Origin of the sequence: Streptomyces cathayae (genome assembly GCF_029760955.1) — a bacterium.
In the GTDB taxonomy this organism is placed as follows: Bacteria; Actinomycetota; Actinomycetes; order Streptomycetales; family Streptomycetaceae; genus Streptomyces; species Streptomyces cathayae.
Window position 1 is genome coordinate 6924614 of record NZ_CP121682.1, and the last position, 26056, is coordinate 6950669.

23 protein-coding genes are annotated in these 26056 nt (G+C 72.6%); 11 read left to right on the top strand and 12 right to left on the bottom strand.

The window, feature by feature from the left end:
- Positions 1–492: 492 nt before the first annotated feature.
- Positions 493–942, bottom strand: coding sequence for a DUF6643 family protein (locus tag PYS65_RS31745; RefSeq protein WP_279337380.1), 450 nt, complete (start codon positions 940–942; stop codon positions 493–495).
- A 292-nt stretch (positions 943–1234) separates the two neighbouring features.
- On the opposite strand from PYS65_RS31745, the gene PYS65_RS31750 reads away from it, so the two are divergent.
- Complete coding sequence (locus PYS65_RS31750) at positions 1235–2536, top strand: TerD family protein (protein WP_279338142.1); 1302 nt, start codon at positions 1235–1237, stop codon at positions 2534–2536.
- Positions 2537–2549: 13 nt separating this feature from the next.
- Here PYS65_RS31750 and PYS65_RS31755 read toward each other — a convergent pair whose 3' ends face one another.
- Complete coding sequence (locus PYS65_RS31755) at positions 2550–3743, bottom strand: glycosyltransferase (RefSeq protein WP_279337382.1); 1194 nt, start codon at positions 3741–3743, stop codon at positions 2550–2552.
- A gap of 39 nt (positions 3744–3782) precedes the next feature.
- Here PYS65_RS31755 and PYS65_RS31760 point away from each other — a divergent pair, with 39 nt between their 5' ends.
- From PYS65_RS31760 to PYS65_RS31795, 8 genes are all read left to right on the top strand, one after another.
- On the top strand, positions 3783–4568 hold the full coding sequence (locus tag PYS65_RS31760) for a glutamate racemase (RefSeq protein WP_279337383.1): 786 nt from the start codon (positions 3783–3785) through the stop codon (positions 4566–4568).
- Between the two features lie 90 nt (positions 4569–4658).
- Complete coding sequence (locus PYS65_RS31765; RefSeq protein ID WP_279337384.1) at positions 4659–5204, top strand: phage holin family protein; 546 nt, start codon at positions 4659–4661, stop codon at positions 5202–5204.
- An 84-nt stretch (positions 5205–5288) separates the two neighbouring features.
- Positions 5289–6899, top strand: a complete 1611-nt coding sequence (gene lnt / locus PYS65_RS31770; RefSeq protein ID WP_279337385.1) for an apolipoprotein N-acyltransferase — start codon at positions 5289–5291, stop codon at positions 6897–6899.
- A 67-nt stretch (positions 6900–6966) separates the two neighbouring features.
- Positions 6967–7446 (top strand): NUDIX hydrolase, encoded by a 480-nt coding sequence (locus tag PYS65_RS31775; protein WP_279337386.1) that lies wholly within the window; start codon positions 6967–6969, stop codon positions 7444–7446.
- A 266-nt stretch (positions 7447–7712) separates the two neighbouring features.
- Positions 7713–9707, top strand: a complete 1995-nt coding sequence (locus PYS65_RS31780) for a helix-turn-helix domain-containing protein (RefSeq protein ID WP_279337387.1) — start codon at positions 7713–7715, stop codon at positions 9705–9707.
- Between the two features lie 80 nt (positions 9708–9787).
- Positions 9788–11206 carry an amidase gene (locus tag PYS65_RS31785; protein ID WP_279337389.1) on the top strand — a complete coding sequence of 473 codons (1419 nt, stop codon included), beginning with the start codon at positions 9788–9790 and terminating at the stop codon, positions 11204–11206.
- 111 nt (positions 11207–11317) lie between these two features.
- A complete protein-coding gene (locus tag PYS65_RS31790; RefSeq protein ID WP_279337390.1) occupies positions 11318–11512 on the top strand; it encodes a hypothetical protein in 195 nt (64 codons plus the stop codon).
- Positions 11509–14409, top strand: a complete 2901-nt coding sequence (locus PYS65_RS31795; protein ID WP_279337391.1) for a hypothetical protein — start codon at positions 11509–11511, stop codon at positions 14407–14409. The genes PYS65_RS31790 and PYS65_RS31795 overlap by 4 nt, the downstream gene beginning before the upstream one ends.
- Positions 14410–15075: 666 nt before the next feature.
- Here PYS65_RS31795 and PYS65_RS31800 read toward each other — a convergent pair.
- From PYS65_RS31800 to PYS65_RS31830, 7 genes are all read right to left on the bottom strand, one after another.
- Positions 15076–15411: a TcmI family type II polyketide cyclase gene (locus PYS65_RS31800; RefSeq protein ID WP_279337392.1), complete on the bottom strand. Its 336-nt coding sequence runs from the start codon at positions 15409–15411 to the stop codon at positions 15076–15078.
- Between the two features lie 28 nt (positions 15412–15439).
- Positions 15440–15919, bottom strand: coding sequence for an SRPBCC family protein (locus tag PYS65_RS31805; RefSeq protein WP_279337393.1), 480 nt, complete (start codon positions 15917–15919; stop codon positions 15440–15442).
- 1 nt (position 15920) lies between these two features.
- Positions 15921–16181, bottom strand: coding sequence for an acyl carrier protein (locus PYS65_RS31810; RefSeq protein WP_279337394.1), 261 nt, complete (start codon positions 16179–16181; stop codon positions 15921–15923).
- A 28-nt stretch (positions 16182–16209) separates the two neighbouring features.
- Positions 16210–17475: a ketosynthase chain-length factor gene (locus PYS65_RS31815; protein ID WP_279337396.1), complete on the bottom strand. Its 1266-nt coding sequence runs from the start codon at positions 17473–17475 to the stop codon at positions 16210–16212.
- Positions 17472–18740: a beta-ketoacyl-[acyl-carrier-protein] synthase family protein gene (locus tag PYS65_RS31820; RefSeq protein ID WP_279337397.1), complete on the bottom strand. Its 1269-nt coding sequence runs from the start codon at positions 18738–18740 to the stop codon at positions 17472–17474. The genes PYS65_RS31815 and PYS65_RS31820 overlap by 4 nt, the downstream gene beginning before the upstream one ends.
- The gene (locus PYS65_RS31825; protein WP_279337398.1) at positions 18737–19219 is read right to left on the bottom strand and encodes a cupin domain-containing protein; all 483 of its coding nucleotides are present in this window, start codon (positions 19217–19219) and stop codon (positions 18737–18739) included. The genes PYS65_RS31820 and PYS65_RS31825 overlap by 4 nt, the downstream gene beginning before the upstream one ends.
- A gap of 68 nt (positions 19220–19287) precedes the next feature.
- Positions 19288–20421 (bottom strand): SchA/CurD-like domain-containing protein, encoded by a 1134-nt coding sequence (locus tag PYS65_RS31830; RefSeq protein ID WP_279337400.1) that lies wholly within the window; start codon positions 20419–20421, stop codon positions 19288–19290.
- Positions 20422–20666: 245 nt separating this feature from the next.
- Here PYS65_RS31830 and PYS65_RS31835 point away from each other — a divergent pair, with 245 nt between their 5' ends.
- Positions 20667–22322 (top strand): FAD-dependent monooxygenase, encoded by a 1656-nt coding sequence (locus PYS65_RS31835; protein WP_279337401.1) that lies wholly within the window; start codon positions 20667–20669, stop codon positions 22320–22322.
- 34 nt (positions 22323–22356) lie between these two features.
- Here PYS65_RS31835 and PYS65_RS31840 read toward each other — a convergent pair whose 3' ends face one another.
- The gene (locus PYS65_RS31840; protein ID WP_279337402.1) at positions 22357–23331 is read right to left on the bottom strand and encodes a hypothetical protein; all 975 of its coding nucleotides are present in this window, start codon (positions 23329–23331) and stop codon (positions 22357–22359) included.
- A gap of 184 nt (positions 23332–23515) precedes the next feature.
- Positions 23516–24961 carry a glyceraldehyde-3-phosphate dehydrogenase gene (locus tag PYS65_RS31845; protein WP_279337403.1) on the bottom strand — a complete coding sequence of 482 codons (1446 nt, stop codon included), beginning with the start codon at positions 24959–24961 and terminating at the stop codon, positions 23516–23518.
- A gap of 234 nt (positions 24962–25195) precedes the next feature.
- Between PYS65_RS31845 and PYS65_RS31850 the strand changes: the two genes are divergently transcribed.
- Complete coding sequence (locus tag PYS65_RS31850; RefSeq protein ID WP_279337404.1) at positions 25196–25600, top strand: SseB family protein; 405 nt, start codon at positions 25196–25198, stop codon at positions 25598–25600.
- A gap of 36 nt (positions 25601–25636) precedes the next feature.
- On the opposite strand, the gene PYS65_RS31855 is transcribed toward PYS65_RS31850, so the two are convergent.
- The gene (locus tag PYS65_RS31855) at positions 25637–26026 is read right to left on the bottom strand and encodes a MarR family winged helix-turn-helix transcriptional regulator (protein ID WP_279337405.1); all 390 of its coding nucleotides are present in this window, start codon (positions 26024–26026) and stop codon (positions 25637–25639) included.
- Between the last annotated feature and the right edge of the window lie 30 nt (positions 26027–26056).

Consider the following 26056-nt stretch of genomic DNA (forward strand, 5'->3'; position numbering starts at 1 on the left):
ATCAGGTAGTATCGGTAAATTTCAGGCTACTCCGCCCTGGAGGCCCCGCAACCGGACTGCCGGCTCCGGTGCCGCGAAGGCAAGGCGCCCGCTGCGCAGCTGTCGTGAGAGGTGATCATCCCGGCCTGCTCGAGCGGCGGCCCGAAGATGGGCGGGCCCTGCGAGGGGATCCGCTCCGGGCGCGGACACGCCGGAGACCGCCGTCGGCCAGAAGGTCGGCGGCGGCCTGGGCGAGGCGTGGATGCCCGCGTCGCTGACGACCCTCCCCCTGTCGTCGATCGGCATCCAGGGCCGGACTCCGGTCGGTCCCCAGGACTCCGCGGAGACCTCCCGCAGGGACAGGCTCCGGAAAGCCCTGACCGGACGTACGTGAATCGAGTGCGGCAGCACGTTCCCCATGGAGTCGTCGTGTCGGCCGGCGACGGCGACTCCATGGGGCCGGTCGGTTCCGCGGAACGGCTCCGTACCCGGGGATCGGTGCCCCGGGACGGCTCAGTAGCCGCGGTACTGCTGGTTGTTGTACGGGTCCTGGTACGGAGCGGGCGCCGGCCGCGGGGTCGCGGGGCGCATCGCCTCGTAGCCCGAGCCGGGAGGGGCCGGACGCGGCGGCTGCGGCTGGGGGTAGCCGCGCGGAGCGCTCGCCTGCTGCGGGATGTACGCGGTGGCCTGCTGCGGGACGTACGGGGCGTGCGCCTGCTGGAGCGGGGCCGGCTGCTGCGCCTGCGGGTAACCGTAGGCGGGCTGGGAGGGGGCCGCCGGGAGGGCGGGCAACGCCGAGGGAAGCGCCGGGAGATGGGTGCCCGGCGCGTCGTAGGCGGAGGGGACCCGGATCGGGGCGATCTGCGGGGTGCCCCGCTCGGCGACGAGCGAGTCGTAGATCGGGGTGTCCGGGAAGGAGGCGGAGTAGTAGCCGCCGCCATAAGTGGAGCGGGGGGAGGTCATGGCCATAAGTTAAGCCCACGATGTGCTGGTTGGGGAGACCGATAAGAGGGTTGTTTTCCGTGTCCTCAGCGACCAGGGATCACTAAAACGGGCGAACTTGGAGGAAGTGGCTGTTATTTCGGGTGGCCTTCTGGTAAAAGCCGAGTTCCGGGCGGGTTACCGGCGGGTCGTCACTTCTCCGCGCACGCCCCGTGAAGGCTTCCCGCACGCGGGTACTAAGTTGGGCGGACGAGATCCGACGGACGCCGGGTGCGACCTGGCGCGGTGACACGTGAGAGGGGCGGGCATGTCGATGTCGATGTCGAAGGGATCGAACACACCGGTGCCGACCACGGCACTCAGGGTGGAACTGGGGTGGCGCTCGGGTCCCGGCGTCCCCGACGCGGACGCCTCCGCGCTGCTGCTGGCCGGCGGCAAGGTCCGCTCCGACAGCGACTTCGTCTTCTACAACCAACCCGCCCACTCCTCCGGAGCCGTCCGGCACGAGGGCAAGCGGAACGCCGGCGGGCAGGTGACCGACACCCTTCTCGTCGACCTCGCACGGGTGGAGCCCGGAATCGAGACCGTGATCCTCGCGGCCTCCTCCGACGGCGGCACCTTCGGCCGGATCCCCGACCTGTACATCGAGGTCAGGGACGCCGCGCAGGGCACCGTCGCGGCCCGGTTCGACAGCGTGGGCGCGACCGACGAGAGCGCCTTCGTGCTCGGCGAGTTCTACCGCCGCCAGGGAGCCTGGAAGTTCCGCGCGGTGGGGCAGGGGTACAGCAGCGGACTCGAGGGCCTGGCCACCGACTACGGCATCACCGTGGACGAGCCGCAGCACGCCGCCCCCGCCGGCCCGGCCCCGGTGGCCCCGCCCCCGCCTTCGGCGCCCCCGGCCGCCATGCCTCCTCCGGCCCCCGCGGCCCAGCCCCTCGCCCCGCCCGCGCCCGCGCCCGCCGCGCCGCCGTCGCCGGTCCGGCTCACCAAGGTGACGCTCACCAAGGAGGCCCCGGCCGTCTCGCTGACCAAACAGGGCGGAACCTCGGGCACCCTCCGGGTGAACCTCAACTGGCAGGTGCGCAAACAGTTCTCCGGCTGGATGGGCAAGCTGGGCCGCCCGGCCGCCATGCACTCCGACCTCGACCTCGACCTGTGCGCCCTGTACGAACTCGCCGACGGCAGCAAGGGAGTCGTCCAGGCCCTGGGCAACGCCTTCGGATCCCTGCAGCGGCCCCCGTTCATCCACCTGGACGGCGACGACCGCACCGGTGCCGTCACGTCCGGCGAGAACCTCACCGTCAACCTCGACCACCAGCAGCACTTCCGGCGCATCCTCGTCTTCGTCACCATCTACGAGGGCGCCCGCTCCTTCGCCGACCTGCACGCCACGGTCACCCTCCAGCCGCAGCACGGCGCCCCGGTCGACTTCTCGCTCGACGAGTGCACCGTCCCCTCCACGGTGTGCGCCCTCGCCCTCATCACCCACACCGGCGGCGACCTCGTCGTCCAGCGCGAGGCCCGCTACCTGGTGCCCGAGCGGGGAGTGAGCCCCCAGCGCACCGTCGACCACGCCTACGGGTGGGGCATGAACTGGACCCCGGGCCGCAAGTGACCCGACGGCCGGCTCAGCCCTCGTCGGGCAGCACGCCCGGGCGCGGGTAGGTGCGGCCCTTCCAGGCCGCACCCCGTCCGCGGTGGTGCCGCACCGCCGAGTCGACCGTCATCAGGAGGTACAGGAACGCGGTGAACGGCAACAGCGGAGCGAGCCACAGCGGTTGCCGGTAGTAGCGGAGCATCGGGAGGTACGTTCCCGCCATCACCAGCCAGGCCGCCGCACCGACGGCCACGGCACCCCGGTCCCCGGCCGCCAGCCCCGCGACGACGGCCACCGGCGGCACCAGGTACACCAGCGCCAGCCCCACGACCGTCCCGGCCAGCAGCACCGGGCTGTGCCGCAGTTGCGCGTACGCGCTGCGCGACACCATGCGCCACAGGTCGTCCAGCCGCGGATACGGGCGCACACTGTCCACCCGGTCCGCCAGCCCCAGCCAGACCCGTCCGCCGCCGGCCTTGACCGCCCGCGCGAGAGCCACGTCGTCGATGACGGCCTGCCGGATGGCGTCGGGGATCCGCGCCCGCTCGGCCGCCTCGGCACGCAGCAGTACACAGCCTCCGGCCGCCGCGGCCGTCCGCGTTCCCTGCCGCCCGATCCGGCGGAACGGATACAACTGCGCGAAGAAGTACACGAACGCCGGTACGACCAGCCGCTCCCAGGCGCTCTCCACGCGCAGCCGCGCCATCTGCGAGACGACGTCGAACCCCCCGGTACGGGCCGCCGCGACCAGCCGGCGCAGGCTGTCGGGCGCGTGCGCGATGTCGGCGTCCGTCAGCAGCAGGTACTCGGGCGCCCGCGCGCGGGCCAGCTCGATGCCGTGCCGCACCGCCCAGAGCTTGCCGGTCCAGCCGGCCGGCGGCTCACCGGGCGAGCCCACGGTCAGCGGCAGGCTCCCGGGCCGGCCCGCCAACTCCCGTGCGAGTTCCCCGGTGCCGTCCGTACTTCCGTCGTCGACCAGGAAGACCTCCGCGCGCCCGGGGTAGTCCTGGGCGAGCAGCGACGGCAGGCTCGCGGGCAGCACCGCCGCCTCGTCGCGCGCGGGGACGACCACGCACACCGACGGCCACGCCTCGGGTTCCCGCCGGGACGGCAGCCGGACATCCGTACGCCAGAAGAAGCCCTGGAAGAGCAGCAGCCACAGCCAGGCGGCGAGGGACACGGCAGCGGTCCACACTACGGCGCTCACAGGCGCAGTCTGCCCCACGGAAAAGGCCGGAAGCGGCTCATCGTCTATCGTGGCCGGGTGAAGATCGCGCTGATGGACTCCGGAATCGGCCTGCTGGCGGCCACCGCAACAGTACGGCGCCTGCGCCCCGACGCCGATCTCGTCCTCTCCCTCGACCCCGACGGCATGCCCTGGGGCCCCAGGACCCCCCAGGACCTCACCGCCCGCGCCCTGGCCGTCGCCGAGGCGGCTGCCGCACGGCGGCCCGACGCCCTGATCGTCGGCTGCAACACCGCGAGCGTGCACGCCCTCACCGCCCTGCGCGCCCGGCTCGAACCGGTGCTGCCCGTCATCGGCACCGTCCCGGCGATCAAGCCGGCGGCCGCGGGCGGCGGACCGTTCGCGATCTGGGCCACCCCGGCGACGACCGGCAGTCCGTACCAGCGGAACCTGATCCAGGACTTCGCCGACGGCGTGACCGTCACCGAGGTGCCCTGCTGGGGTCTCGCGGAGGCCGTGGAGCGCGCGGACGGGAACGCGATCGACGCGGCCGTCGCCGCCGCCGCCGCACTCACCCCGGAGGACGTGACGACCGTCGTCCTGGGCTGCACCCACTACGAACTGGTCGCCGAACGCATCCGGGCCGCCGTGCGGCGCCCCGGCCGGCCGCCCCTGATCCTGCACGGCTCCGCCGGAGCGGTCGCCGCCCAGGCCATGCGCCGTATCGGTGAACGGCCTGCCCCCGAGGCCCCGGCGACCGGCACCCTCACGGTGCTGCTGAGCGGCCGCGAGGGCACGCTTCCGCCGGCCGCCCTCACCTACGCGGAAGGCCGGCTGCTGCAGGAGGTCGCCCCCGCCGGGTGAGACCGCCGAGGGACCGGTGCACGCCCGGTCGGCGCAGTGACGCCGTGCGACCCCGTACCCGCGCGGCGAAACCGAAGTAGCCTCAAGCGCATGAGGGACCACTCCCGCAGTGCCCGCCCCCCGTACCCCGATGTCTGGACCGGCCGCGCGACCAACCGCATGCAGTGGCTCCTGGCACTCATCGGTGTCGCCTGCATGACGCTCGGCATCGTGCTGGCCCTCGACTCGGCATGGACGACCGGCGTCGCGCCGCTGGTCATGGCCGTCGTCGGGTGCATCGCCGCCGGGCTGCTGGTGCTGTTCGGCACGCTCGCCTTCGTGCACGTCGCGCTGCGTGTCGACGAGGACCACCTCGAGGTGCGCTGCGGTCACATGGGTGTGCCGCGCCGCCGCATCCCGCTGTCGCACGTCGCCGGAGCCGAGTTCGTACCGCACGTCACCCCGCGGCACTGGGGCGGCTGGGGCTACCGCTGGCGGCCCGAGAAGGGCACGGCGGTCGTCGTACGCCGTGGTGAGGGTCTCGTCCTGAGGCTGTGGGACGGGCACACCTTCACGATCACCGTGGACGACGCGGAGGCAGCGGTACGCGTCATCCGCGACCGCCTGCACCCGCACCGGCCGGACCCGGTCCACTGACCTGCGGGGAGAGCGGTCACCGCGGTCCCGGCGGCCGGGCGCTCGTGCGGTCGGCGCCCAGGTCACGCGCCGTAGACTCTCCGGGTGACCGTCACCGCAACCTCCGTCGACGAGTCGGCCCCGGTGCCGCCGCGGACCGCGCCCAGGGCGTGGTCCGGGTGGCTCGCGCGCCTCGTTCCGGCCGCAGCGGCAGCACTCTCCGGGCTGCTCCTCTACGTCAGCTTCCCGCCGCGCACCCTGTGGTGGCTGGCGCTGCCCGCCTTCGCCGTCCTCGGCCGGGTGCTGCGCGGACGCGGCTGGAAGGCCGGGCTGGGCCTCGGCTACCTCTTCGGGCTGGGCTTCCTCCTGCCGCTCCTGGTCTGGACCGGTGTGGAGGTCGGACCCGGCCCGTGGATCGCCCTCGCCGTGATCGAGGCGCTCTTCGTCGCGCTGGTCGGCGCGGGTGTCGCCGCGGTGTCGAAGCTGCCCGGGTGGCCGGTGTGGGCCGCCGCGCTGTGGATCGCGGGTGAGGCGGCGCGTGCGCGTGTGCCGTTCCACGGGTTCCCCTGGGGCAAGGTCGCGTTCGGGCAGGCGGACGGCGTCTTCCTGCCGCTCGCCGCGCTGGGCGGGACCCCGGTGCTCGGCTTCGCGGTCGTGCTGTGCGGCTTCGGCCTGTACGAGATCGTGCGGGTGACGGTGGACGCCCGCCGTACCGGGACCGTGCGGCGCGTCGCGGCGGCCGTCGGCGCGCTGAGCGTGGCGGTGCCGGCCGGGGCCGCGGTGGCCGCCCTGCCGCTGGTGAGCGACACGGCCGAGACCGGTACGGCGACCGTCGCGGTCGTCCAGGGCAACGTGCCGCGGCTGGGGCTCGACTTCAACGCGCAGCGGCGGGCCGTCCTCGACCACCACGCGCGCGAGACGGAACGCCTGGCCGCGGAGGTCGACGCGGGCCGGGTGGAGCGGCCCGACATCGTGCTGTGGCCGGAGAACTCCTCCGACATCGACCCCTTCGCCAACGCCGACGCGTACGCCGTGATCGACCGGGCGGCCAAGGCGATCGGCGCGCCCGTCTCGGTCGGCGCCGTGGTGGGCAGGGACGGCAGGCTGCTCAACGAGCAGGTCCTCTGGGACCCGGTGAAGGGCCCCGTCGACACCTACGACAAGCGGCAGATCCAGCCGTTCGGCGAGTACCTCCCGCTGCGCTCCCTGGTCGGGGCGATCAACGACGACTGGACGTCGATGGTCCGCCAGGACTTCAGCCGGGGCACCGAACCCGGCGTGTTCACCATGGCCGGAACCGGGGTCGGCCTCGTCACCTGCTACGAGGCGGCCTTCGACTGGGCGGTGCGCGACACCGTCAAGGACGGCGCCCGGCTGATCTCCGTACCCAGCAACAACGCGACCTTCGGCCGCAGCGAGATGACCTACCAGCAGCTCGCCATGTCCCGGGTCCGCGCCGTCGAGCACAGCCGCACCGTCACCGTCCCGGTGACCAGCGGGGTGAGCGCGATCATCATGCCGGACGGGACGGTCAGCCGGAAGACCGGCATGTTCGTCGCCGACTCCCTGGTGCAGGAGGTGCCGCTGCGCTCCTCGCAGACCCCCGCCACCCGCCTCGGCGTCCTCCCGGAGACCGCTCTCGTCCTGGTCGCCGCGGGCGGCCTGGGGTGGGCCGTCACCGCCGGTGTGCGCGGGCGGCGCGCCGGTGACGCGTAGTCGTACGGCCGGCACACACGCCCTGAAGCGCCGCGGAGCGGCCCGACCTGCCCGTTAAGGTCGCAGCATGGCTACTCCTGACTTCATCAGCACCCTGCGCGCCTCCGCCGGCCACCAACTGCTCTGGCTCCCCGGGGTCACCGCCCTCGTCTTCGACGACGAGGGCAGAGTGCTGCTGAACCGCCGGTCCGACACCCGTAAGTGGTCGGTGATCGGCGGCATCCCCGACCCCGGGGAGCAGCCCGCGGCCTGCGCCGTGCGCGAGGTGGAGGAGGAGACCGCGGTGCGCTGCGTCGTCGAGCGGGTCGTCCTGGTCCAGGCGCTGAGCCCGGTGACCTACGACAACGGCGACATCTGCCAGTACATGGACATCACGTTCCGCTGCCGGGCCGTCGGCGGTGAGGCGCGGGTCAACGACGACGAGTCGCTGGACGTCGGCTGGTTCGCCGTGGACGCGTTGCCGGATCTCAACGAGTTCGGACGCTTCCGGATCAAGCAGGCCATGGGCGACGCACCCACATGGTTCGACCCCACCGGTTCCGGCTGAACCACGGGGCGTCACCCTATGGGGCGGGGAGGGCGCTGCCCGGGGGCGCGGTCATGCCGCAGGACAGCGCGGTCACACGGCGCGTCGAACCGGAGGAGACCGCCGAGGTGGTGGCGTGTTCGTGCGCTCCGCAGGCGTCCTTCGGGACCGTTGCCTCGCTGGTGCCGGACGATGGCCGGACCGCGCTCCGAGCCGCCGTCCGGTCCCACCGGCCGAGTTGTCCACAGGCCTCACGGGGCGGCCGCGGGATGAGGAATCCTGAGGCCATGTCCCGCGATCACGTACAGTCCGCCGAGCCCCCGGCCCCCGGTTCGACCGTGCCGGGCCGGGCCCGCCCCGACGACCGCTGCGCGTACGGCAGCGCCGAGACGCCGTTCCTGGAGCTCCTGGCCCGGGGCGCGTCCGCCGAGGCCTACGAGCAGCCGGTGCTCCTGGCCCGCGCGCAGGGACTGCCCGCCGAACGGATCGCCGCCCTCGAACAGTCCAGGCGGCTCGCCCTGCGCGTCCGCTCCGACCTGGAGGGGCGGCGGCGCAGGGAGGCCGAGCTGTCCGCGCTCTTCGAGACCGCGCACGACCTGGCCGGACTGCGCGACCTGGACGCCGTGCTCCAGGCGATCGTGCAGCGCGCCCGCTCGCTGCTCGGCACCGACGTCGCCTACCTCAGCCTGAACGACCCGGCCCGGGGCGACACCTACATGAGAGTCACCGAGGGCTCGGTCGCGGCCCGCTTCCAGCAGTTGCGCCTCGGCATGGGCGAGGGCCTGGGCGGCCTGGTCGCCCAGACCGCCCGCCCCTATGTGACCGACGACTACTTCCGCGACGACCGCTTCGAACACACCCTCTCCATCGACACCGGCGTGCGGGACGAGGGACTGGTGGCCATCCTCGGGGTGCCCCTCATGCTCGGGCACACCGTCATCGGCGTACTGTTCGCCGCGGACCGGCGGGCCCGGGTCTTCGAGCGGGAACAGGTCGCCCTGGTCGGCTCCTTCGCCGCGCTCGCCGCGGCGGCCATCGACACCGCGAACCTGCTCGCCGAGACCCGCTCGGCCCTCGCCGACCTGGAGCGTGCCCACGAGATCATCCAGGACCGCAGCGGGGTCATCGAACGCGCCTCCGAGGTCCACGACCGGCTCGCCGAACTCGTCCTGCGCGGCGGCGGGGTCCATGACGTGGCCGCCGCCGTCTCCCGGGTGCTGGACGGCACCGTCGAGTTCACCGAGGCCGCCACCGCGCCGGCCCAGGCCCTCGAGGCGTCCCGCGCGGAAGGACACGCGGTACGGCACGGCCGCGACTGGATCGCCGCCGTGGCCGCGGGCGACGAACTCCTCGGCGCCCTCGTGCTGCGCGGCCACCCCGGTCTGGACCCCGTCGACCAGCGCACTCTGGAACGCGCCGCCATGGTCACCTCGCTCCTGTTGCTCGCCCGCCGCTCCGCCGCCGAGGCGGAGCAGCGCGTCCGTGGCGAACTGCTCGACCACCTGCTCGACGCCCGCGACCGGGACCCGCGCCTGCTGCGCGAGCGCGCGGCCCGGCTGCACGCCGACCTCGACGCCACCCATGCCGTGCTCAGCGCCCGCCTGGAGGGCGCCGCGGCCGACGCCGACGAGGAGGAGGACGCCCGGCGGCGCCTGTGGGCCGCGGCGGCGCACCTCGCGGCGACCCGCCACGGTCTCGCCTCCGCGCGTGACGGCGGCACCGTCCTGCTGCTGCCCCTCGACCCCGGCGACACCGCCACCGACCTGGCCCGCCGTACCGCACGGCACCTGGGAGCGGCCGTGCACGAGCCGGTCACCGTCGGCGCGTCCGCCCCGGTCGAGCACCTCACCGCCCGCCCCGACACCGTGGCGGCGGCCTACGCGGAGGCCCGGCGCTGTCTCGACGCCCTGCGCGTGCTGGGCCGCCCCGGTGACGGTGCCGCCGCCGAGGACTTCGGCTTCCTGGGGCTGCTCCTGGCCGGGGAGCGGGACATCACGGGCTTCGTCGACCGCACCCTCGGTCCGGTCGTCGCGTACGACGAACGACGCGGCACCGAACTGCTGCGCACCCTCGACGCGTACTTCGCCTGCGGCATGAGTCCCGCCCGCACCAAGGACGACCTGCACGTGCACGTGAACACGGTCGCCCAGCGCCTGGAGCGCGTCGGCCGCCTGCTGGGCGAGGACTGGCAGAGCCCGGCCCGCGCCCTGGAGATCCAACTGGCCCTGCGCCTGCACCGGTTCTCGGCACCGGCGGACCCGTCGGGGCCCGGACGGAGCTGACGGGCGGCCCTCTCGCGCGTTACCCGCCGGTACGGAATGATGCCGGGCAACCATCCGTACGGCCGGGAGCTGAGGCAGCGGTGACGACTTTCGAGGAACGCGGCACGGTGCACGCCTTCCGGGACGACGCCCTGGGGGAGCACGACGCCGTCGGTCTCGCCGCGGCGATCCGGCGGGGCGAGGTGAGCGCCGCCGAGGCCGCCCGGGACGCGGCGGAGAGGGTGCGGTCGGTCGAGGCGAGAATCAACGCGGTCCAGACGCACGCAGACGTCCCGGCGCACATCGACGGGGCGGGCGGCGGTGCCTTCGCCGGGGTGCCGACGTTCGTCAAGGACAACACCGACTACCGGGGACTGCCCACCGGCCACGGCAGCGCCGCTTTCACCCCGGCGGCCGCGCGGCGGCACGCGCCGTTCGCCCGGCAGTTCCTGAGCACCGGTGTCACGGTGCTGGGCAAGACCCGGCTGCCCGAGTTCGGGTTCAGCCCGACCACCGAGTACGAGGGCGCCGAGCCCGTTCGCAACCCGTGGAACACGGGCTACTCGGCGGGTGGTTCCTCGGGCGGCAGCGCGGCGCTCGTCGCCGCCGGTGCGGTGCCGATCGCCCACGCCAACGACGGCGGCGGCTCGATCCGGATCCCCGCCGCCTGCTGCGGACTCGTCGGCCTCAAGCCCACCCGCGGCCGGGTCGTGGCCAACGCGCAGGGCCGCCGACTGCCTCTGGACGTAGTCTCCGACGGAATCGTGAGCCGTTCCGTGCGGGACACCGCCGCGTTCCTCGCCGACGCCGAGACGTACTGGCGCAACCCCGAGCTGCCGCCCCTGGGCCTGGTCGAAGGTCCCTCGGGACGGCGGATGCGCATCGGATTCCTGCTGGACTCGCCGAACGGCGTCCCCTCCGACACCGTCACCCGGGAAGCCGTCACCGGGACCGCGGCGACACTCGAACGGCTGGGCCACACCGTGGAGCCCGTGGAACTGGCCATCGACCCCCGCTTCACCGAGGACTTCCTCACCTACTGGGGGCTGCTGTCGTTCCTCCTCGGCGTCACGGGCCGGACCCTCGGAGCGGACTTCGACCGGCGCCGGATGGACGGCCTCAGCAGGGGCCTGCGCGAGGAGTACGTCAGATCCTGGCGGCGTACTCCGGGCATGCTGCGGCGGCTGAAACGTACCCGGGAGGCGTACGCGGCGGCGTTCCGCGGGTGCGATCTCGTCCTTTCCCCCGTGCTCGCCCACACCACGCCGCCGATCGGTCATCTCAGCCCGGTCGTCTCCTACCCGGTACTGATCGAGCGGATTCTGGCGTACGTCGCGTTCACGCCGGTCGACAACGTCGTCGGTACGCCGTCGATCTCGGTGCCCGCTCCGGGGGCGACGGCGGACGGGCTGCCCGTCGGCATCATGCTCTCCGGTCGCCCCGGCAGCGAACGGACGCTGCTGGAGGTCGCGTTCGCGCTGGAGGCGGACCGCCCTTTCCGGCGTGTCCAGGACGTGTGAGCGCGGTCGTCGTGCCCGACGCCTTGTCCGTTTCTGACCGATTGAAGGTAATCGCCTTTCCGGGTGGGCGACTTGCGCCTTGACTGTGTCTCATTCACGTAATGCGGGGTGATGCACCCTCATATCGCGCTAACGTCGGCGATCGGGTTCGGCGCCATGCCCCGCGGCTCCATCGACCTGCGCCGCTACGGGAACGTCAACGTCGTCGACGGGGGATACCGCATCGTGGGCCCGCTCCGCCCGTACCACGTCATGGACCCGCAGGTGGCCCCGTCGCTCGGCATGCGGAACGGAGGCCGTCCGTGAACGACACGTTCACCGTGAGGGCGTTGTGGGCCTGGTACAGCAAACAGGCCGGCTCGCCGGACGAGTACGACGTGCTGCGCTGCACCGGAGGAGCACGGCGCCGCGCCACGTTCTTTGACCACATCACTGCCGCCGGTCTCGGCGACCCGCCCTCCGCGGCGGCCACGCGCGACCGGCTGCCCTGGGTCTCCGTGACGGGCCTGCCCTGCACCGACCGGCAGTGGACGGGCATCTCCGTGATGGAGCCCTCCCCCCTGCGCGACGGCGTGAACCGGGACGTCACATCGACGCGCTACGTACTGCTCGACTCCACCGAACTGGTGCGCCGGAGGGTGGAGTACGTCACCCTGTGGGACGCCGTTGCCTCCCTGCGTCTGCCGCCGGAGCACGAGGAGACCATCCCGCTGGAGGTGCCCGCTCCGGCCGGCGACGGCCTGCCGGAGGGTCTGGAGACCATCGCCGGCCATGTGCCCGGCACCGTCGGCGACAGCGATCGGCGGCGGGCCGCGGCCGTGCACTGGGCCGTGGCCGTGGCCGCGCTCCTGCTGCAGGGCGGTCCCGTCGTCATCACCGGCGGCGGTGCTCTCGACGCGCGGGCCCGGCTGGCCGTGTTCGACGCGATCGCCGGTCTCCTGCCGTACGGGGTACGCGGCGGGCTGGCCGTGGGCAGTTGCGTCGACGGCGGTGACGAGCCGCCCACCCACCTGGCCTTCGGACCGGCGCACACGCCGTCCGCCCGCTGTGTCGAACTGGGCACCCTCCCGCAGGTTCCGGCCGGCGCCCCGGAGGAGTACCGGCGACAGCTCCTCCGCCTGATCGAGGTCCTGGGACTCGACGCGGTCACCGCCGGCCTGCGCACGTTCGACGCGGCCGTCGCACCGGCCGGCCCCGGGGCCGTCCTGGGCGTCCTCGACCGGCTCGACCCCTTCCGCGCCGCGGTGCACGCCGTGGAGGCCGGGGAGCAGTCCGTGCAGCTGGTGACCAGAGGGCTGAACAGCCTGACGGACGGCGAGGACACGGAATCCGAGGGCTTCCTGCGGCTCGTCAGGTGCGGGATCGACTACGCCGTCGAACCCGGGGGCCGGGAGGTGTACGACGCGCTGAGCCGCCACTGGGCGCACGGGAAGACGGGACCGCGGGTGTCCGCGCTGATGGCGGAAGCGCTGCTGGACGTGGTGCTGGGCGGTGTCTCCGCCGCCGCGGACAGCACCTCGTGCCGCGCCCGGCTGGACGAACTCTGGCGGCTGGTCGAACTGTGCCGCAAGGAGGCCGAGGTGCTGCGGCTGCTGCCCGGCAGCGGGGAACCGGCCGATGCCCAGCGCCTGCGGTACGCGGCCGACTGCCTGTGCCTGCTGGGTCCGGGCAGGGTGGCCGACGGCCGGGCCGACGCCGTGCACGTGCTCCGGGACACGCGTCGGCTCACCCGTGCGGTGCTGGTGCGGGAATCGGCCGATCCCACGCGGCTCGCTGGCTGGCTGACGCTGCTCGAGCCCACCGCGCACGAGGCCCCCGCCTGGCTGCGGGCCTGGGCGGTGCTGGCGGTGGGCGAACGGAAGAAGGCGGCCCTCGTCGAACCGTGTCCCACCGCCGAGGACGCCCTTCACGTGCTCACCGCCACCGTCCGTTCGAGACAGCCCGACTGGACGGCCGAGGCCGTCCGGTGGCTGTGGCCGCAGCTGTGCTCCACCGCCGTCGGACGCGGGGAGAGCGGACGAACGGGCGACGACGGAGCCACCTCCGGGCTTTCCCTCCAGGGCCGGAGCGGATCGCGGAGACCCCCGGCCCGGACCCCGGAGCACCTGGACGACCCCGCGCATCCGGCGGACCCGGCGGGCCCGGCGCATCCGGCGGGCGGGCCGGACGCGCGCGGCGCCTTGCGGACCCTGCTCGCCACCGACACGGATGTGTGGCGGCACTGCCGGGCGCGGGCCGACGTCCTGAACTGCCTGCTGGGCGCCCCGGCCGCCGGGCCCCCGTGGCGGGAGTCGGCGTGCCGCGCCTACGCACAGAGCCTGCACCGCGTCCTTTGGGACGAGGGACTGGCGCCCTTCCTGGCCCTGCTCGTGGAGGCGCTCGCCACGCCGGCACTCGGCGGACCCTGCGGAAAGGAGGGCGAGTCCACCGTGCTGACGGCCCTGCTGCGGGTGCCGGACGAGGCGGCCGCGGAGAAACTGCGCCGCCGCGTCGACGCCCGGAACGACGCGTGGCGGCGACGGCAGGACGCCCTGGAGGCGGAGCGATCCGTCCGGGCCCGGCGCCTCGCCGACCAGGAAGCCGCCCAGAACACCCGACTGCGGGCCGCCCGGGAACGGCACACCGGAACCGGGACAGGCCCCGACTGCGCCACCGGGACCGGCGCCGGCGGGGCGGCCGTACCCCGCGAAGGCCGCGGGCGCCCGCCCGTCATCGGCACCGGCGACCGGACCGGCGACGGACCCGACCCCCTGGACGTCCTCGCCGTGGCCGTCCAACAGCTCCGCTCCCCCCGGGACATCGCGGTGATGTGGGCGCCCTTCACCTTCGACCTGGACTCCGGGACGGGCCGCCGGGCACTCGAACTGACCGGTCGCTGGTGGGGGAGGGCCCCTGAAAAGGAACGCGACGCGCTCTTCGGCCACCTGGAACGCACCCTGCTCACCGCGCACCGGTGCAGCGTCGACGTCACCGCGGACATCCTGCACGAGATCAGGAGCCTGATCATGGCCTGCCACGCCTCCGGCCACAGCAGCGGCGGATGGCTGGCCGGGCCGGTGTTCCGGGAGGCGAAGCGGGAGCTCAGGGACCGCCGCTCCCGGGTGCGCGAGCTGCGGCGGATACGGCTGATGTCCGTCTTCCACCTGGTACCGAGAACGCCGCGCAAGCACAAGGAGCGGAACAGAGGGAGCAGCGACCGATGAACGACACCCTCGCCCGGCGGCCGCCCCGACGCGCAACTGCACGCGCCCGACGACCCCAAGTACCGGGACCTCTCCGCGAGCGGCTGGCCCGACCTGCGCAAGCAGGCCTCGGGACCGACCGGCGACCGCACCCTGACCGGCTACGGAATCGACCCGGCCCCCGGCCACCGGATGCCGGACGAGTCGGGGTCCCGGGCCCGGGCCGCGATGACGGCGGCTCAGAACGCACCCGCCTGCGGCAGGCCGATCTCGTCGTGGCCGGGGCCAGGGCGAGGGGGTGTCCGTCTCGGGGCCGGACAGGCCGGAGAACGGGCCGGATCCGGACTGCGGGTAGGGCTGACCGCCACCACCGACGCGCTGCCCGTGCATATCGGCGACCTGCTCCGCCCGGTCGGCCCCAAGCCCGGGGAGTCCCGCGACATCGATTTCGAGCCGAGCTCCGCCACCGCTCATCGCAAGGGATGGGGGAGCTGCTCCAGGACCGGGAGCTGGCAGCAGGACCGGGACCTGGCAGCTGTCCGTCGACGGCCGGGCGGCCCACGCCGCTTCGCCGGATGCCGTGACACCACGGCTCACCCGGATGGCCCGCACACGGCTCAGCCCCGAGGCCGCCGGCTCCGCGACATGCGCGGCATCGGCGACCTCGGGGCTGTTCGGTCCGCCGGCTCAGGAGCCGGCGCCGCGCTCCCAGTGGTAGAAGCACTGCGCCATGGCGTCCTTGGGACTGCGCCACGTCGCGGGGTCGTACGGGCTGACGTACGCCTCCAGCTGCTCACTGATGCCGCGGAACTCGGGGTGCCCGGCCACCTTCGCGATGGCGGGTGCCGGGTCCTGCTCGGACTCGATGAGGTGCAGATACAGGTCGTCACCGAACTGGAAGAGCCTGCGGCGGTTCACCCCGATCAGGTGGGGGAGCTCGCCCCGGTCGGAGGCGGCGAACACGTCGGCGATCCGCGGCGCCGAACCGGGCGCCATACGGGCGACGATGAGTGCGTGGTGCATCGACGGTCCTTTCCGGATGGGTCGGCGGTCAGCCGGACGTGACGGACGCACCCTTGCGGTCGCGGGCGGCCTGCTCGATCCGGTCCCGGATGAGCGCCATCTGGGTACGCGAGTTGCGGTTGATGTTGTCCGTCATCCAGTCGTCGTCGACCGGGGCGTCGGGCTTCATCGCGAAGTCCTGGGTCCAGCGCATCCGGACGCCGCCCGGGAGCTCCTCGTACTCCCACAGGATGTCCATGTGGGCGAAGGGCCCCGTTTCGACGCGACGGGCGCGCACACTCCGGGTGGCGCGGTCGGGGGTGCGCTCGGAGACCCAGCTCCACACCTTCCCGCTGTCGTCCGGGTGCATGGTCAGCCGGAACGTCGTGGTGTCCCCCTCGCGGGAGAGCACCTCGACGGACGCGTACTCGCTGAACAGCTGCGGCCAGTTCTCGAGGTCGTTGGTCATCTCCCAGACGAGGTCGAAGGGAGCGTCGACGGTGATGCTGTTCTCGGTGTGTCCTGCCACTTCAGGCTCCAGCCTTGAGGGTGCTGTTGACGAGGTCGAGGAATTCCCGGGGCGTTTTGCAGCGCTCCGAGTCGGGGGGAAGCGACCCGCTGTACCGGTTCTCCAGCTCGCCGACGATGCCGAGCAGGCCGAGCGAGTCGAGGCCGAAGGAGTCGAAGGGGGACTCCGCCGCCTGCCTGAGTTCCGCGGGGTCGACGGTGATGCCGGCCGCCTTCTTCATCAGGGCGGCCAGTTCGTCGAAGGTCACTTCGGTGGTGATCATGGGTTGTCTGCTCCTTCCCCGCCCGGTGCTACCGGGCGGATTCGCCACCGCGGCGCACGACAAGCGCCGCGTTGGAGCCCATCAGTCCCCTGCTGAGAACGAGGGCCGTGCGCAGCTCGGCGGGCCGAGCACGCGACATCACCAGGTCGAGGTCGTGGCAGATGTCGGACACGTTGGGTGTGGGGGGCACCTGGCCGTGTTCCATGGCGAGCACCGCGGCCACCGTGTCCAGCACGGGCGCCGCGCAGTGGGCCCGGCCGAAACCGGTCTTGGGCGCCGTGACGGGCACCCGTGTGCCGTGCGCGCCGAGCGCGTCGGCGATCGCCAGCGCCTCGGCGCGGTCCGCCTCCCACACGCCCATGGCGTCGGCGAACACCACGTCGATCTCCTCCGGGGCCGCGCCCGCCTCGTCGAGGGCGCCGCGGATCGCGCGGGCCAGCCCCTCCCGGGACTCCTCCCAGCGGGACGCACCGGTGAAGGTGGCGGCATGGCCGGCCAGGGTGGCCCGCACCGGCGCCCCGCGCCCGCGGGCGCGCTCCTCGTCCTCGACGACGAGCAGGGCGCCGCCCTCGGCGGGCACGAACCCGCAGGCGTTCGAGGTGAACGGACGGTAGGCCAGGTCCGGGTCCTCGACGGTGCTGAGCTCGGGGTAGCCGAGCTGGCAGACCATCGAGTAGGGGGCGAGGGGTGCCTCCGCGGCGCCGACGATCATCGTGTCGGTGCCGCGCCGGACCGCCCCGGCGGCGTGCGCGAGGGAGTCGAGCCCGCCGGCCTCGTCGCTCGCCACCACCCCGCACGGGCCCTTGAAGCCGCCGCGGATGGAGATCTGGCCGGTGCTCGCGGCGTAGAACCAGGCGATGGACTGGTACGGACCGACGAACCGCGGGCCCTGCCCCCAGAGTTTCTGCAGCTCCCGCTGCCCGAACTCGCCGCCGCCGGAACCGGCCGCGGTGACCACGCCGATGGAGAACGGCTCCGCGGGATCCCCGCTGCCGAGCCCGGCGTCGTCGAGGGCGAGGGCGGCCGCCGCCATCGCGAAGTGGCTGAACCGGTCGGTCTGGACCAGGAAACGGTCCTCGATGAGGTCCGTCGCGTCGAAGGTCCGGACCTCGCCCGCCACCCGCAGCGGCAGATGCCCGCAGCCCTCGCGGGTGATCCGGTCCAGCACGCTGATGCCTTCGCTGACGGACTTCCAGTAGGCGTCGGGCCGCAGTCCGCCCGGCGCGACCACACCGATGCCGGTGACGGCCGCGCGGCGGGGGCGCTGAGTGCGCTGAGTCCGCTGAGTACTCATCGGGTCCTCCCACCCGGCCCGGTCAGCAGCACCGCGGACTGGAAACCGCCGAATCCGCTGCCGACGGAGAGCACGTTCCTCAGCCTCCGTGGACGGGCGGTGCGCGGCACGTAGTCCAGGTCGCACTCGGGGTCGGGGGTCTCGTAGTTCGCCGTCGGCGGTACGACCTGGTGCTTCAGGGCGAGTACACAGGCGACCACCTCGATCGCGCCGATCGCGCCGAGCGAGTGCCCCACCATCGACTTGATGGAGCTCATGGGCGTCTCGTGGGCGTGGGCGCCGAGGGACCGCTTCACCGCGGCCGTCTCGTGCCGGTCGTTCTGCCGGGTGCCGGAGCCGTGCGCGTTGACGTAGTCGATCAGTGTGGGGTCGAGACGGGCCTGGTCGAGCGTGCCGTCGATGGCCCGCGCCATCTCCAGACCCTCGGAGGTCAGACCGGTCATGTGGTAGGCGTTGCCGTACGTGGCGTACCCGCCGATCTCGCAGTGGATCTCCGCACCGCGGGCCCGGGCGTGCTCGTACTCCTCGAGGACGAGGACCGCCGCGCCCTCGCCCATCACGAAGCCGTCGCGGCGGGCGTCGAACGGCCGGGAGGCGTGCTCCGGGTCGTCGTTGTTCGGCGAGGTCGCCTTGATGGCGTCGAAGCAGGCCATCGTGATCGGCGAGATCGGGGAGTCCGACGCCCCGGCGATGCAGACGTCGGCCCGGCCCTCGGCGATGGTGTGGAAGCCGTAACCGACCGCGTCGAGGCCGGAGGTGCAACCGGTGGAGACGGTCTGCACGGGGCCCCGCGCGCCGAACCGCTCGGCGACGACCGAGGCGAGGGTGCTCGGCTGGAACGCCATGTGCAGTTTCGGATCGGCCTGCCGGTGGTCCACGTCCCAGCGCTTGCCGTGCTCGCTGACCTGCACGTAGTCGTGCTCCAGCCGGGTGGTGCCGCCGACCGCGCTGCCCAGCGACACCGCGGTGCGCCAGGGGTCGCCGGTGGCGGCGTCGAGTCCGGAGTCACGGACCGCCTCGTCGGCGGCCACCGCGGCGAACTGGATGTACCGGTCGGCGTGCTGGCACAGATCCGGGTCGAGACCGTGGGCGAACGGGTCGAAGTCGCACTCGGCCGCTATTCGGGAGCGAAGACCGCTCGGATCGAACAGGGTGATGCCGCGGGTCGCGGTGCGGCCGGCGGCGAGCAGGTCCCAGAACGCCGTCGCTCCGGTGCCGCCGGGAGCGACCACACCGACACCGGTGACGGCCACTCGCCGGGTCATTTTATGGCCTCACTGCGCTCGGCCGGCCGCTCCTGCCCCGGCCCGGACACACCCGGCCCGCCCACGGTCAGCTGGGGACCGGCCACGGAACCGGCGTTCTCCTCGGTGTCGACGTGACCGAGACTCGGGTGCGGGGCGAGCGGACCCAGGTGGAACACCATGCGGGCCTCGGCGTCGGAGACGTTGCGGAAGCGGTGCCGCATGTCGATCGGGATCATCAGCCCCTGATCGGCCCGGAGCGCGAACGGCTCCCCGTCCAGGTCGACTTCGAGGGCGCCGCTGACGACGTAGACGAACTCCTCGGAGTACGGGTGGTAGTGCTCGCCGATGCGCTCGCCGGGCTGGATGACGGCCAGTCCCATGAAGCCGCTGGTGGAACCCACCGTGGCCGGGGTGAGCAGGGTTCTGAGGTCGCCCCCGCGCCGTCGGTTGGGTTCCGTCTCGCTCAGGTCCACGATGCGTGGATGCTGTTTGGACATGGTTGGTACCTCCGGGTGTGGCGGGGACGTCCGGACGCGCGGGCCGCGGACGTCCCCACGGTGTGCCGTCAGGAATCCGCCGTGCTGCGGTCGGTGACGGGCAGCATGTCGGCGTGCGACAGCAGCCGGTTGATGGTGCGCTCCGAGTCCAGCGGGCCCTCGACGCCGACCGCGGCGCCGTCCAGGAGCCGCTCCAGCTCCGCCGCCTTCCCCGCGCCCTTGATGCCGAGCGCCGCGAGGGGGTCGAGGTCGAGGTCGCCGGTGGCGTCGATCAGACGGACCACGACGTTGTCGCGCTGGAAGACGGTGCTCGAGTACACCGGGCCGTCCGGCTCGTCGGCCGCGGCCTCGTCCTGGCGGGAGAGGAACCGGGCCAGTTCCTCCCCACGGCCCTCGACGGCCGGGTAGTACAGCGCGTGCCGCCGCAGACCCGCCGGCCGGGGCCCGTGCCGGTCGACGTGGTGCACGGCGGGGAGCGCGGCCCTGGTGAAGAACACGCGCATGGAGCCGGGATCGCCGAGATCCCGGGCATGCTCCAGATAGGGGTTGATGGCCTCTTCGGCCGCCTGGGTCTCGGGCTGATCGGCCACGTGGCGCAGCGCCGTGGCCAGGTCGCCCTCCACCTCGATGGTCCGCACCACGCGGTTGCCGTGCATGAACACGGAGGTGCGGCGCAGTTGCGTGCTGTCGTTCAGCGCGGCTTCGGGGGCCGCGTACCCGGCCAGGTGCTTCGCGACCTTGGACTCGGTGCCCGGCTTGACGGTGAAGGTGAGAGCGTGCCGGGCCACACCCTCGCCCACGCGGGCCTGTGCCTGGAGGTTCGCGGCGGCCTGCCCGGTGAGCGGCCGGCCGTCCCGCATCTCGCGCAGGACGCTGTAGCGCATCGACCGCGTGTCGCGGACGCAACTGTGCAGCGGGCGGACGGTCTCGATGTGCTCCTCGCTGTTCACCCAGGCGAGGAAGGGCGGGGCGCTCTCCCACTCGCTGGTGATGAGCCACTGCGAGGGGTTCTCGATCGACTGGCAGAGCTGGTCACTGATGTGACCGGGGACGGACGCGATCATGCTGCTCATGTGTTCGTACGCGTCGAGGAACTGTTCCTGGGCCCCGTCGTACAGGTCGAGCATCAGGATCACCCGCAGCCTGGAGCCGTCGAACGCCGACTGCGGTATGCGTCCCGTCATACGTCCCGTGGTGGTCATCCGGTGCACCTCTCCTCTTCTTCACGGAAGGTTCTTCACGAGGTCGGGAACGGCCGCCGCATCCGAAGGTCCGGGGTCGCCCTGCACCGATCGTCGACGTGCCCCGCGATGTGCGCGAGCGCCACGGGGCAGGAGGGTGAACCCCGCGTCAACCGGGTGCCGCCAGGACGCGGAACGGCCCGTACCGGGCATGGATCCGACGTCCTTTTCCACCGCCCGTCGCGGGCGAGGCTGGAGGCAGTCCAATGAACCGTTCGGAAACGGCCGACGAGATCGGCCACCGCACGCCCGTCCTGATCGTCGGCGGCTCCCTGGTGGGCCTGTCCATGTCCGTGTTCCTGGGACGTCTGGGCGTGCCGCACACGCTCGTCGAACGCCACCCGGGCACGTCGATCCACCCGCGCGGGCGCGGGAACAACGTGCGCACCATGGAGCTGTACCGGGTGGCCGGAGTCGAACAGCAGATCAGGGAGGTCGCGTCGGTCCTCGCGGACAACCACGGGATCATGCAGACGCCGAGCCTGGTGGAGGGTGACGGCGAGTGGCTCTTCAAGGAGATCGACCCTGGCGGCGGACTGGCCCGGTTCAGCCCCGGCGGGTGGTGCCAGTGCAGTCAGAACGACCTCGAGCCGGTGCTCCTCGCGCGCGCCCGCGAACTCGGCGGCGACCTGCGCTTCGCGACCGAGATGATGTCGTTCGACCAGGACGGCGAGGGTGTGACGGCGCGGGTCAAGAGCCGGGAGACCGGCGAGCACACCACCATCCGGGCGGACTACCTGGTCGCCGCGGACGGCCCGCGCAGCCCTGTCCGGGAGCGGCTCGGCATCGGGCAGAACGGACCGGGCGACCTGTTCCACAACGTGAGCGTCACCTTCTCCTCCCGCGACCTCGCGGACATCGTCGGCGACCGGCGGTTCATCCTCTGCTACCTCACGAATCCGGAGGCCGACGGGGCGCTGCTCCCGGTCGACAACGCCGAGAACTGGGTGTTCCACGCCCCCTGGCACCCCGAACACGGCGAAACCTTCGAGGAGTTCACCGACGAGCGGTGCGTCGCCCATATCCGGCGGGCGATCGGAGCCCCCGACCTCGACGTCAAGATCACCGGCCGGGCCGCGTGGCACGCCGCCGAACGGGTCGCCGAACGCTACGCCGACGGCCGGGTGTTCCTCGCCGGTGACTCGGCCCACGAGATGTCGCCCACCGGGGCGTTCGGTTCCAACACCGGCATCCAGGACGCGCACAACCTGGCCTGGAAACTGGCCGCCGTCCTCGGCGGCTGGGCGGGACCCGGACTGCTGGACTCCTACGACGCCGAGCGCCGTCCGGTCGCGGAGGCGACCAGCGCCCGCGCCTCGAACCGCTCGGTCGAGCACAGTCACCCCGGCTACACGCCCGCAGCGGGCGCCGGGGGCAAGGGCCCGAAGGGCGGAATCCTCACCGTGGCGCTGGGCTACCGCTATCCGCGGGGCGCGGTCCTCGGCAGTGACCCGGCGGCGCCGGTCGTCCCCGAGGGCCTGCAGCTGGCGGGGGAGCCCGGCAGCCGGGCCCCCCACCTGTGGCTGGACCGCGCCGGCGCCCGCGTCTCCACCGTCGACCTCTACGAGCGGTCACTGGTGCTGCTCAGCTCCGAGGACGGCGCCTGGCACACCGCCGCGGAGCAGGTGGCGAAGCGCCTGCCGGTGCCGCTCGACTCGTACCGGATCGGCAGCGGTCCGACCGCTGACCTGACGCCGGACGCCGACGTGGACTGGGCGCAGGCCCACGGCGTCACCGAGGCCGGCGCGGTCCTGGTCCGCCCCGACGGGTTCGTGGCATGGCGCTCCGAAGAGGCCGCTGTGGACGCCGCGACGGCGCTGCACGACGCCGTCGCGGCGATCCTGGCCCGGCGACAGGACTGACGAGTGGACTGACGAGAGATACGGAGCGGAGGCGTCAAGCCCCTCCGACGCCGCCCTGCCGCCCCCGCTCCGCCTTGGCCTGGTGCTGTTCGAACCGCTGGACCGCCGGCCCGTCGTCGTTCCACGGCCACGGGGTCACCATGCCCTGAAGCGCCTGGAACACCGGGTACGCGTCGGCGGCCCGGCCGGCCGCGCACAGCGCGTACGCCAGCACGTTCAGATCCGCCTGGGCCGCCGCGTGCTGGAAGAAGCCGGGCTTCGCCCAGAGGGAGGCGGCCTGCTCCAGTGAGGCCGCGATCTGTCCGCCCTTCCACAGCTGACCTGCTGTCATGGCCCGGACACCGCCCTGCGCCACCAGTCCCTGGTACTGCCGCACGGCCGCGGTCACCTCGATCGCGGCGCACGGCGCGTTGGCCGGTATCCGGGCGCGCACCACATCGATGAAGTCGAGGACGGCCGCACTCGAACCGCCTTCCTCCGGCGACAGATGGGCGAGCATCTGCAGATACGCCTCACGGTGCCAGCGGTCGCGTCCGGTGGCCTCCCGCCAGATGGCGTTGACCTCGCTCTGCGCGTACTGCTCGATCCGGGCCATGCCGAGCAGGGTCACCCAGGGCAACGGATCCGCCGGGTTCAGCTCCGCGGCCCGATGACACTGGGCCACCAACTGCCCCGCTTCCTCCAGGTGTCTGTCCCGCAGGCCGCGGGCCAGGCCGACCCTGGAGTGGAACACCAGCGCGTCGGGGCTCCCCGGATACTTGGCCAGCCAGGAGGACGCCAGGTCCGACCCCGACTCGGCCGTCGCGTCGGCCAGTACGGAGACACGGTGGCCGCGCCGGTCCCAGTCGCTCCCGGTCTCCTCGAGAAGCGTGGCGACGAGTGTCACCTCCGCCTGCTTGACGCTCCCACCGCGCTTGTTCAACTGCTTGAGGACGCGCGCGAGGTCGGCGTCGTCGAGGGAGGGAACGATGCGGGGACGTTTACCGGTACGACTACTGAAGAGGGACATGCCCGCAGACTAGGAACTTTACCGGGCCGGGCAACCGGTACGAGACGATCGTTACCGATCCGGCCCTCAAGGTCACGTTATGCGTCCACCAGGTGGGCACATGGGGCCCGAGCAGGGCGAACACCGGCGGGGCGGGGCCGGACCGCTTGCCGGTCCCACCCCGCCCTGCCGCTCCGTCCGCCGGTCAGGGAGCCGGTGCCGGGAAGGTCGGGTACTCCACGCCGGAGACGTACTGGACGACCCGGACGACCTGGCACGAGTAGCCGAACTCGTTGTCGTACCAGAGGTAGAGGATCGCGTTGTCACCCTCGACCTTGAGGGCGCCGGCGTCGACGATCGACGCGTGCCGCGAGCCGATGAAGTCGCTGGAGACCGCGTCGGGGGCGCTGGTGAAGTCGATCTGACGCTTCAGCGGCGAGGTGAGCGACACGTCGCGGAGGTGGTCGAGGACCTCGGCGCGGCTGGTCGCGCGGCCCAACTGGAGGTTGAGGATCGCGATGGACACGTCCGGTACGGGGACCCGGATCGAACTGCCGGTGATCGTCGCCTCGAGGTCGGGCAGTGCCTTGGCGACGGCGGAGGCGGCACCGGTCTCGGTGATCACCATGTTCATCGGCGCGGAGCGGCCCCGGCGCTCGGACTTGTGGTAGTTGTCCAGCAGGTTCTGGTCGTTGGTGAACGAGTGGACGGTCTCCACGTGGCCGCGCAGCACGCCGTACTCGTCCGCCATCGCCTTCAGCGGCGGGACGATCGCGTTGGTGGTGCAGGACGCGCAGGACAGGATCTGCTCGTCCGGCTTGAGGGTGTCGTGGTTGACGCCGTGCACGATGTTGGGCACGTCGCCCTTGCCGGGGGCGGTCAGCACGACCTTGTCGACACCGGGGCGCAGGTGCTGCGAGAGGCCCTCGCGGTCGCGCCACTTGCCGGTGTTGTCGATGAGGATGGCGTTCTTGATGCCGTACGCCGTGTAGTCCACCTGCGCCGGGTCGTCGGCGTAGATCATCTTGATCGTGTTGCCGTTGGCGACGATCGTGCCGGCCGCCTCGTCGACGGTGATCGTGCCCTGGAACTGACCGTGCACCGAATCGCGGCGCAGCAGCGAGGCCCGCTTGACGATGTCCTGCTCACCGCCCCGGCGGACCACGACGGCACGGAGCCTGAGACCGTTGCCCGAGCCCGACTTCTCGATGAGCAGGCGGGCGAGGAGCCGGCCGATGCGGCCGAAACCGTAGAGGACGACGTCGCGCGGCTCACGGCGGTCGATCTTGTTGGCGCCGGTGGCACCTGCCACGGCCTCGGCGGTGAACTCCGCCACCGACAGTCCCCGGTCGTCGGTCCGGTAGGTCGCGGCGAGCAGGCCGAGGTCGATCTGGGACGGACCGAGGTCGAGCGTGGTGAGGGCCTGGAGGAACGGCAGCGTCTCGGTGACCGAGAGTTCCTGGCCGGCGATCTGGCGGGCGAAGCGGTGGGTCTTGAGGATGGAGACCACCGACTTGTTCACCAAGGAGCGGCTGTGCAGCAGGACGGTGACGTCCCGCTCGCGGTGCAGCTTCCCGATGATCGGGATCATCGACTCCGCGATTTCCTCGCGGTGCTTCCAGTTGGTGAACGAGTCTTCGTTGACAGTCACAGGATTTATCTTTCGAGCTAGGCGGCGCTCATATGATAACCATGCGGGTCAAGGGGCTCTCAGGGGGTGTCCTGCCGGCCTCTCCGGGGGTGTCCTTCCGGCAGGGTTGTGTCCCGCGCGATCGGGTACGCGTGCAGGACCGTGCCCGGAGCGGATCTTGTTCCGATCACCGATCACCGATCACCGATCCGGTCCGGGGCGGTCCGTACGACCACCGCTACGAGGGAAACAGCCATGGAGACACCCGCGCACGAGAACAACGGACCCACGCCCGCCCAGCGGGCTCTGGACGCTCTCTCGGAGAACACCGAGGACACGGCGGCTCTGGACGCCCTCGCCGACAGTGACGTACTGATCCCCGTGCCCGACGACACGGGCGACGAGACGGCCGCCGACCCCGGCGCCGTCGCGCTGCCGGTGATGGAACAGCCGGACGGCATCCAGGTGGTGCCCGTGTTCACCTCGGAACTGGAGATGTCGGGACTGCTCCCGTTCGTCTCCCGCTACCGTCTGGTACCGCTCGGCGCCCTGGCCGCGCAGTGGCCGGCCGACGAGCTGTCCCTCACCATCGACGGCAGCTCCGAACACCGCCTCACGCTGACGTCCGAGGGCGTCCGCACCCTGCTGGCCCGCCCCTAGAGGTGCCGCCGCGGCCGCCCCGGGTGGCGGCGGGGGCTATCCGCCCAGCGCGCGGGTGAGGGCCGCGCGCTGCAGCGGCAGCACCTCGGCGTGCAGATCGCGGCCCTTTCGGGTGAGCGTCACATACACGCCCCGCCGGTCCTCCGCGCAGGCGCTCCGGACGACCAGGCCGTCCTTCTCCAGCCGGGCGATGAGACGGGACAGCGCGCTCTGGCTGAGGTGGATCCGCCCGGCCAGGTTCTGCACCCTGCAGTGCTCGCCCTCCGCGGGCGGGGAGGTCGCCAGGATGTCGAGCACCTCGAAGTCGGAGGCCCCCAGACCGTACGGATGCAGCGTGCGGTCGATCTCGGCGAGGGTGCGCGCGTGCACCGACAGGATCTCCCGCCACCGCTCCTCGAGCCGCGAGTCCACCGCCTCAGCTGCCATAGGTGAACGGTAACACTCGTTGGTTTTTCA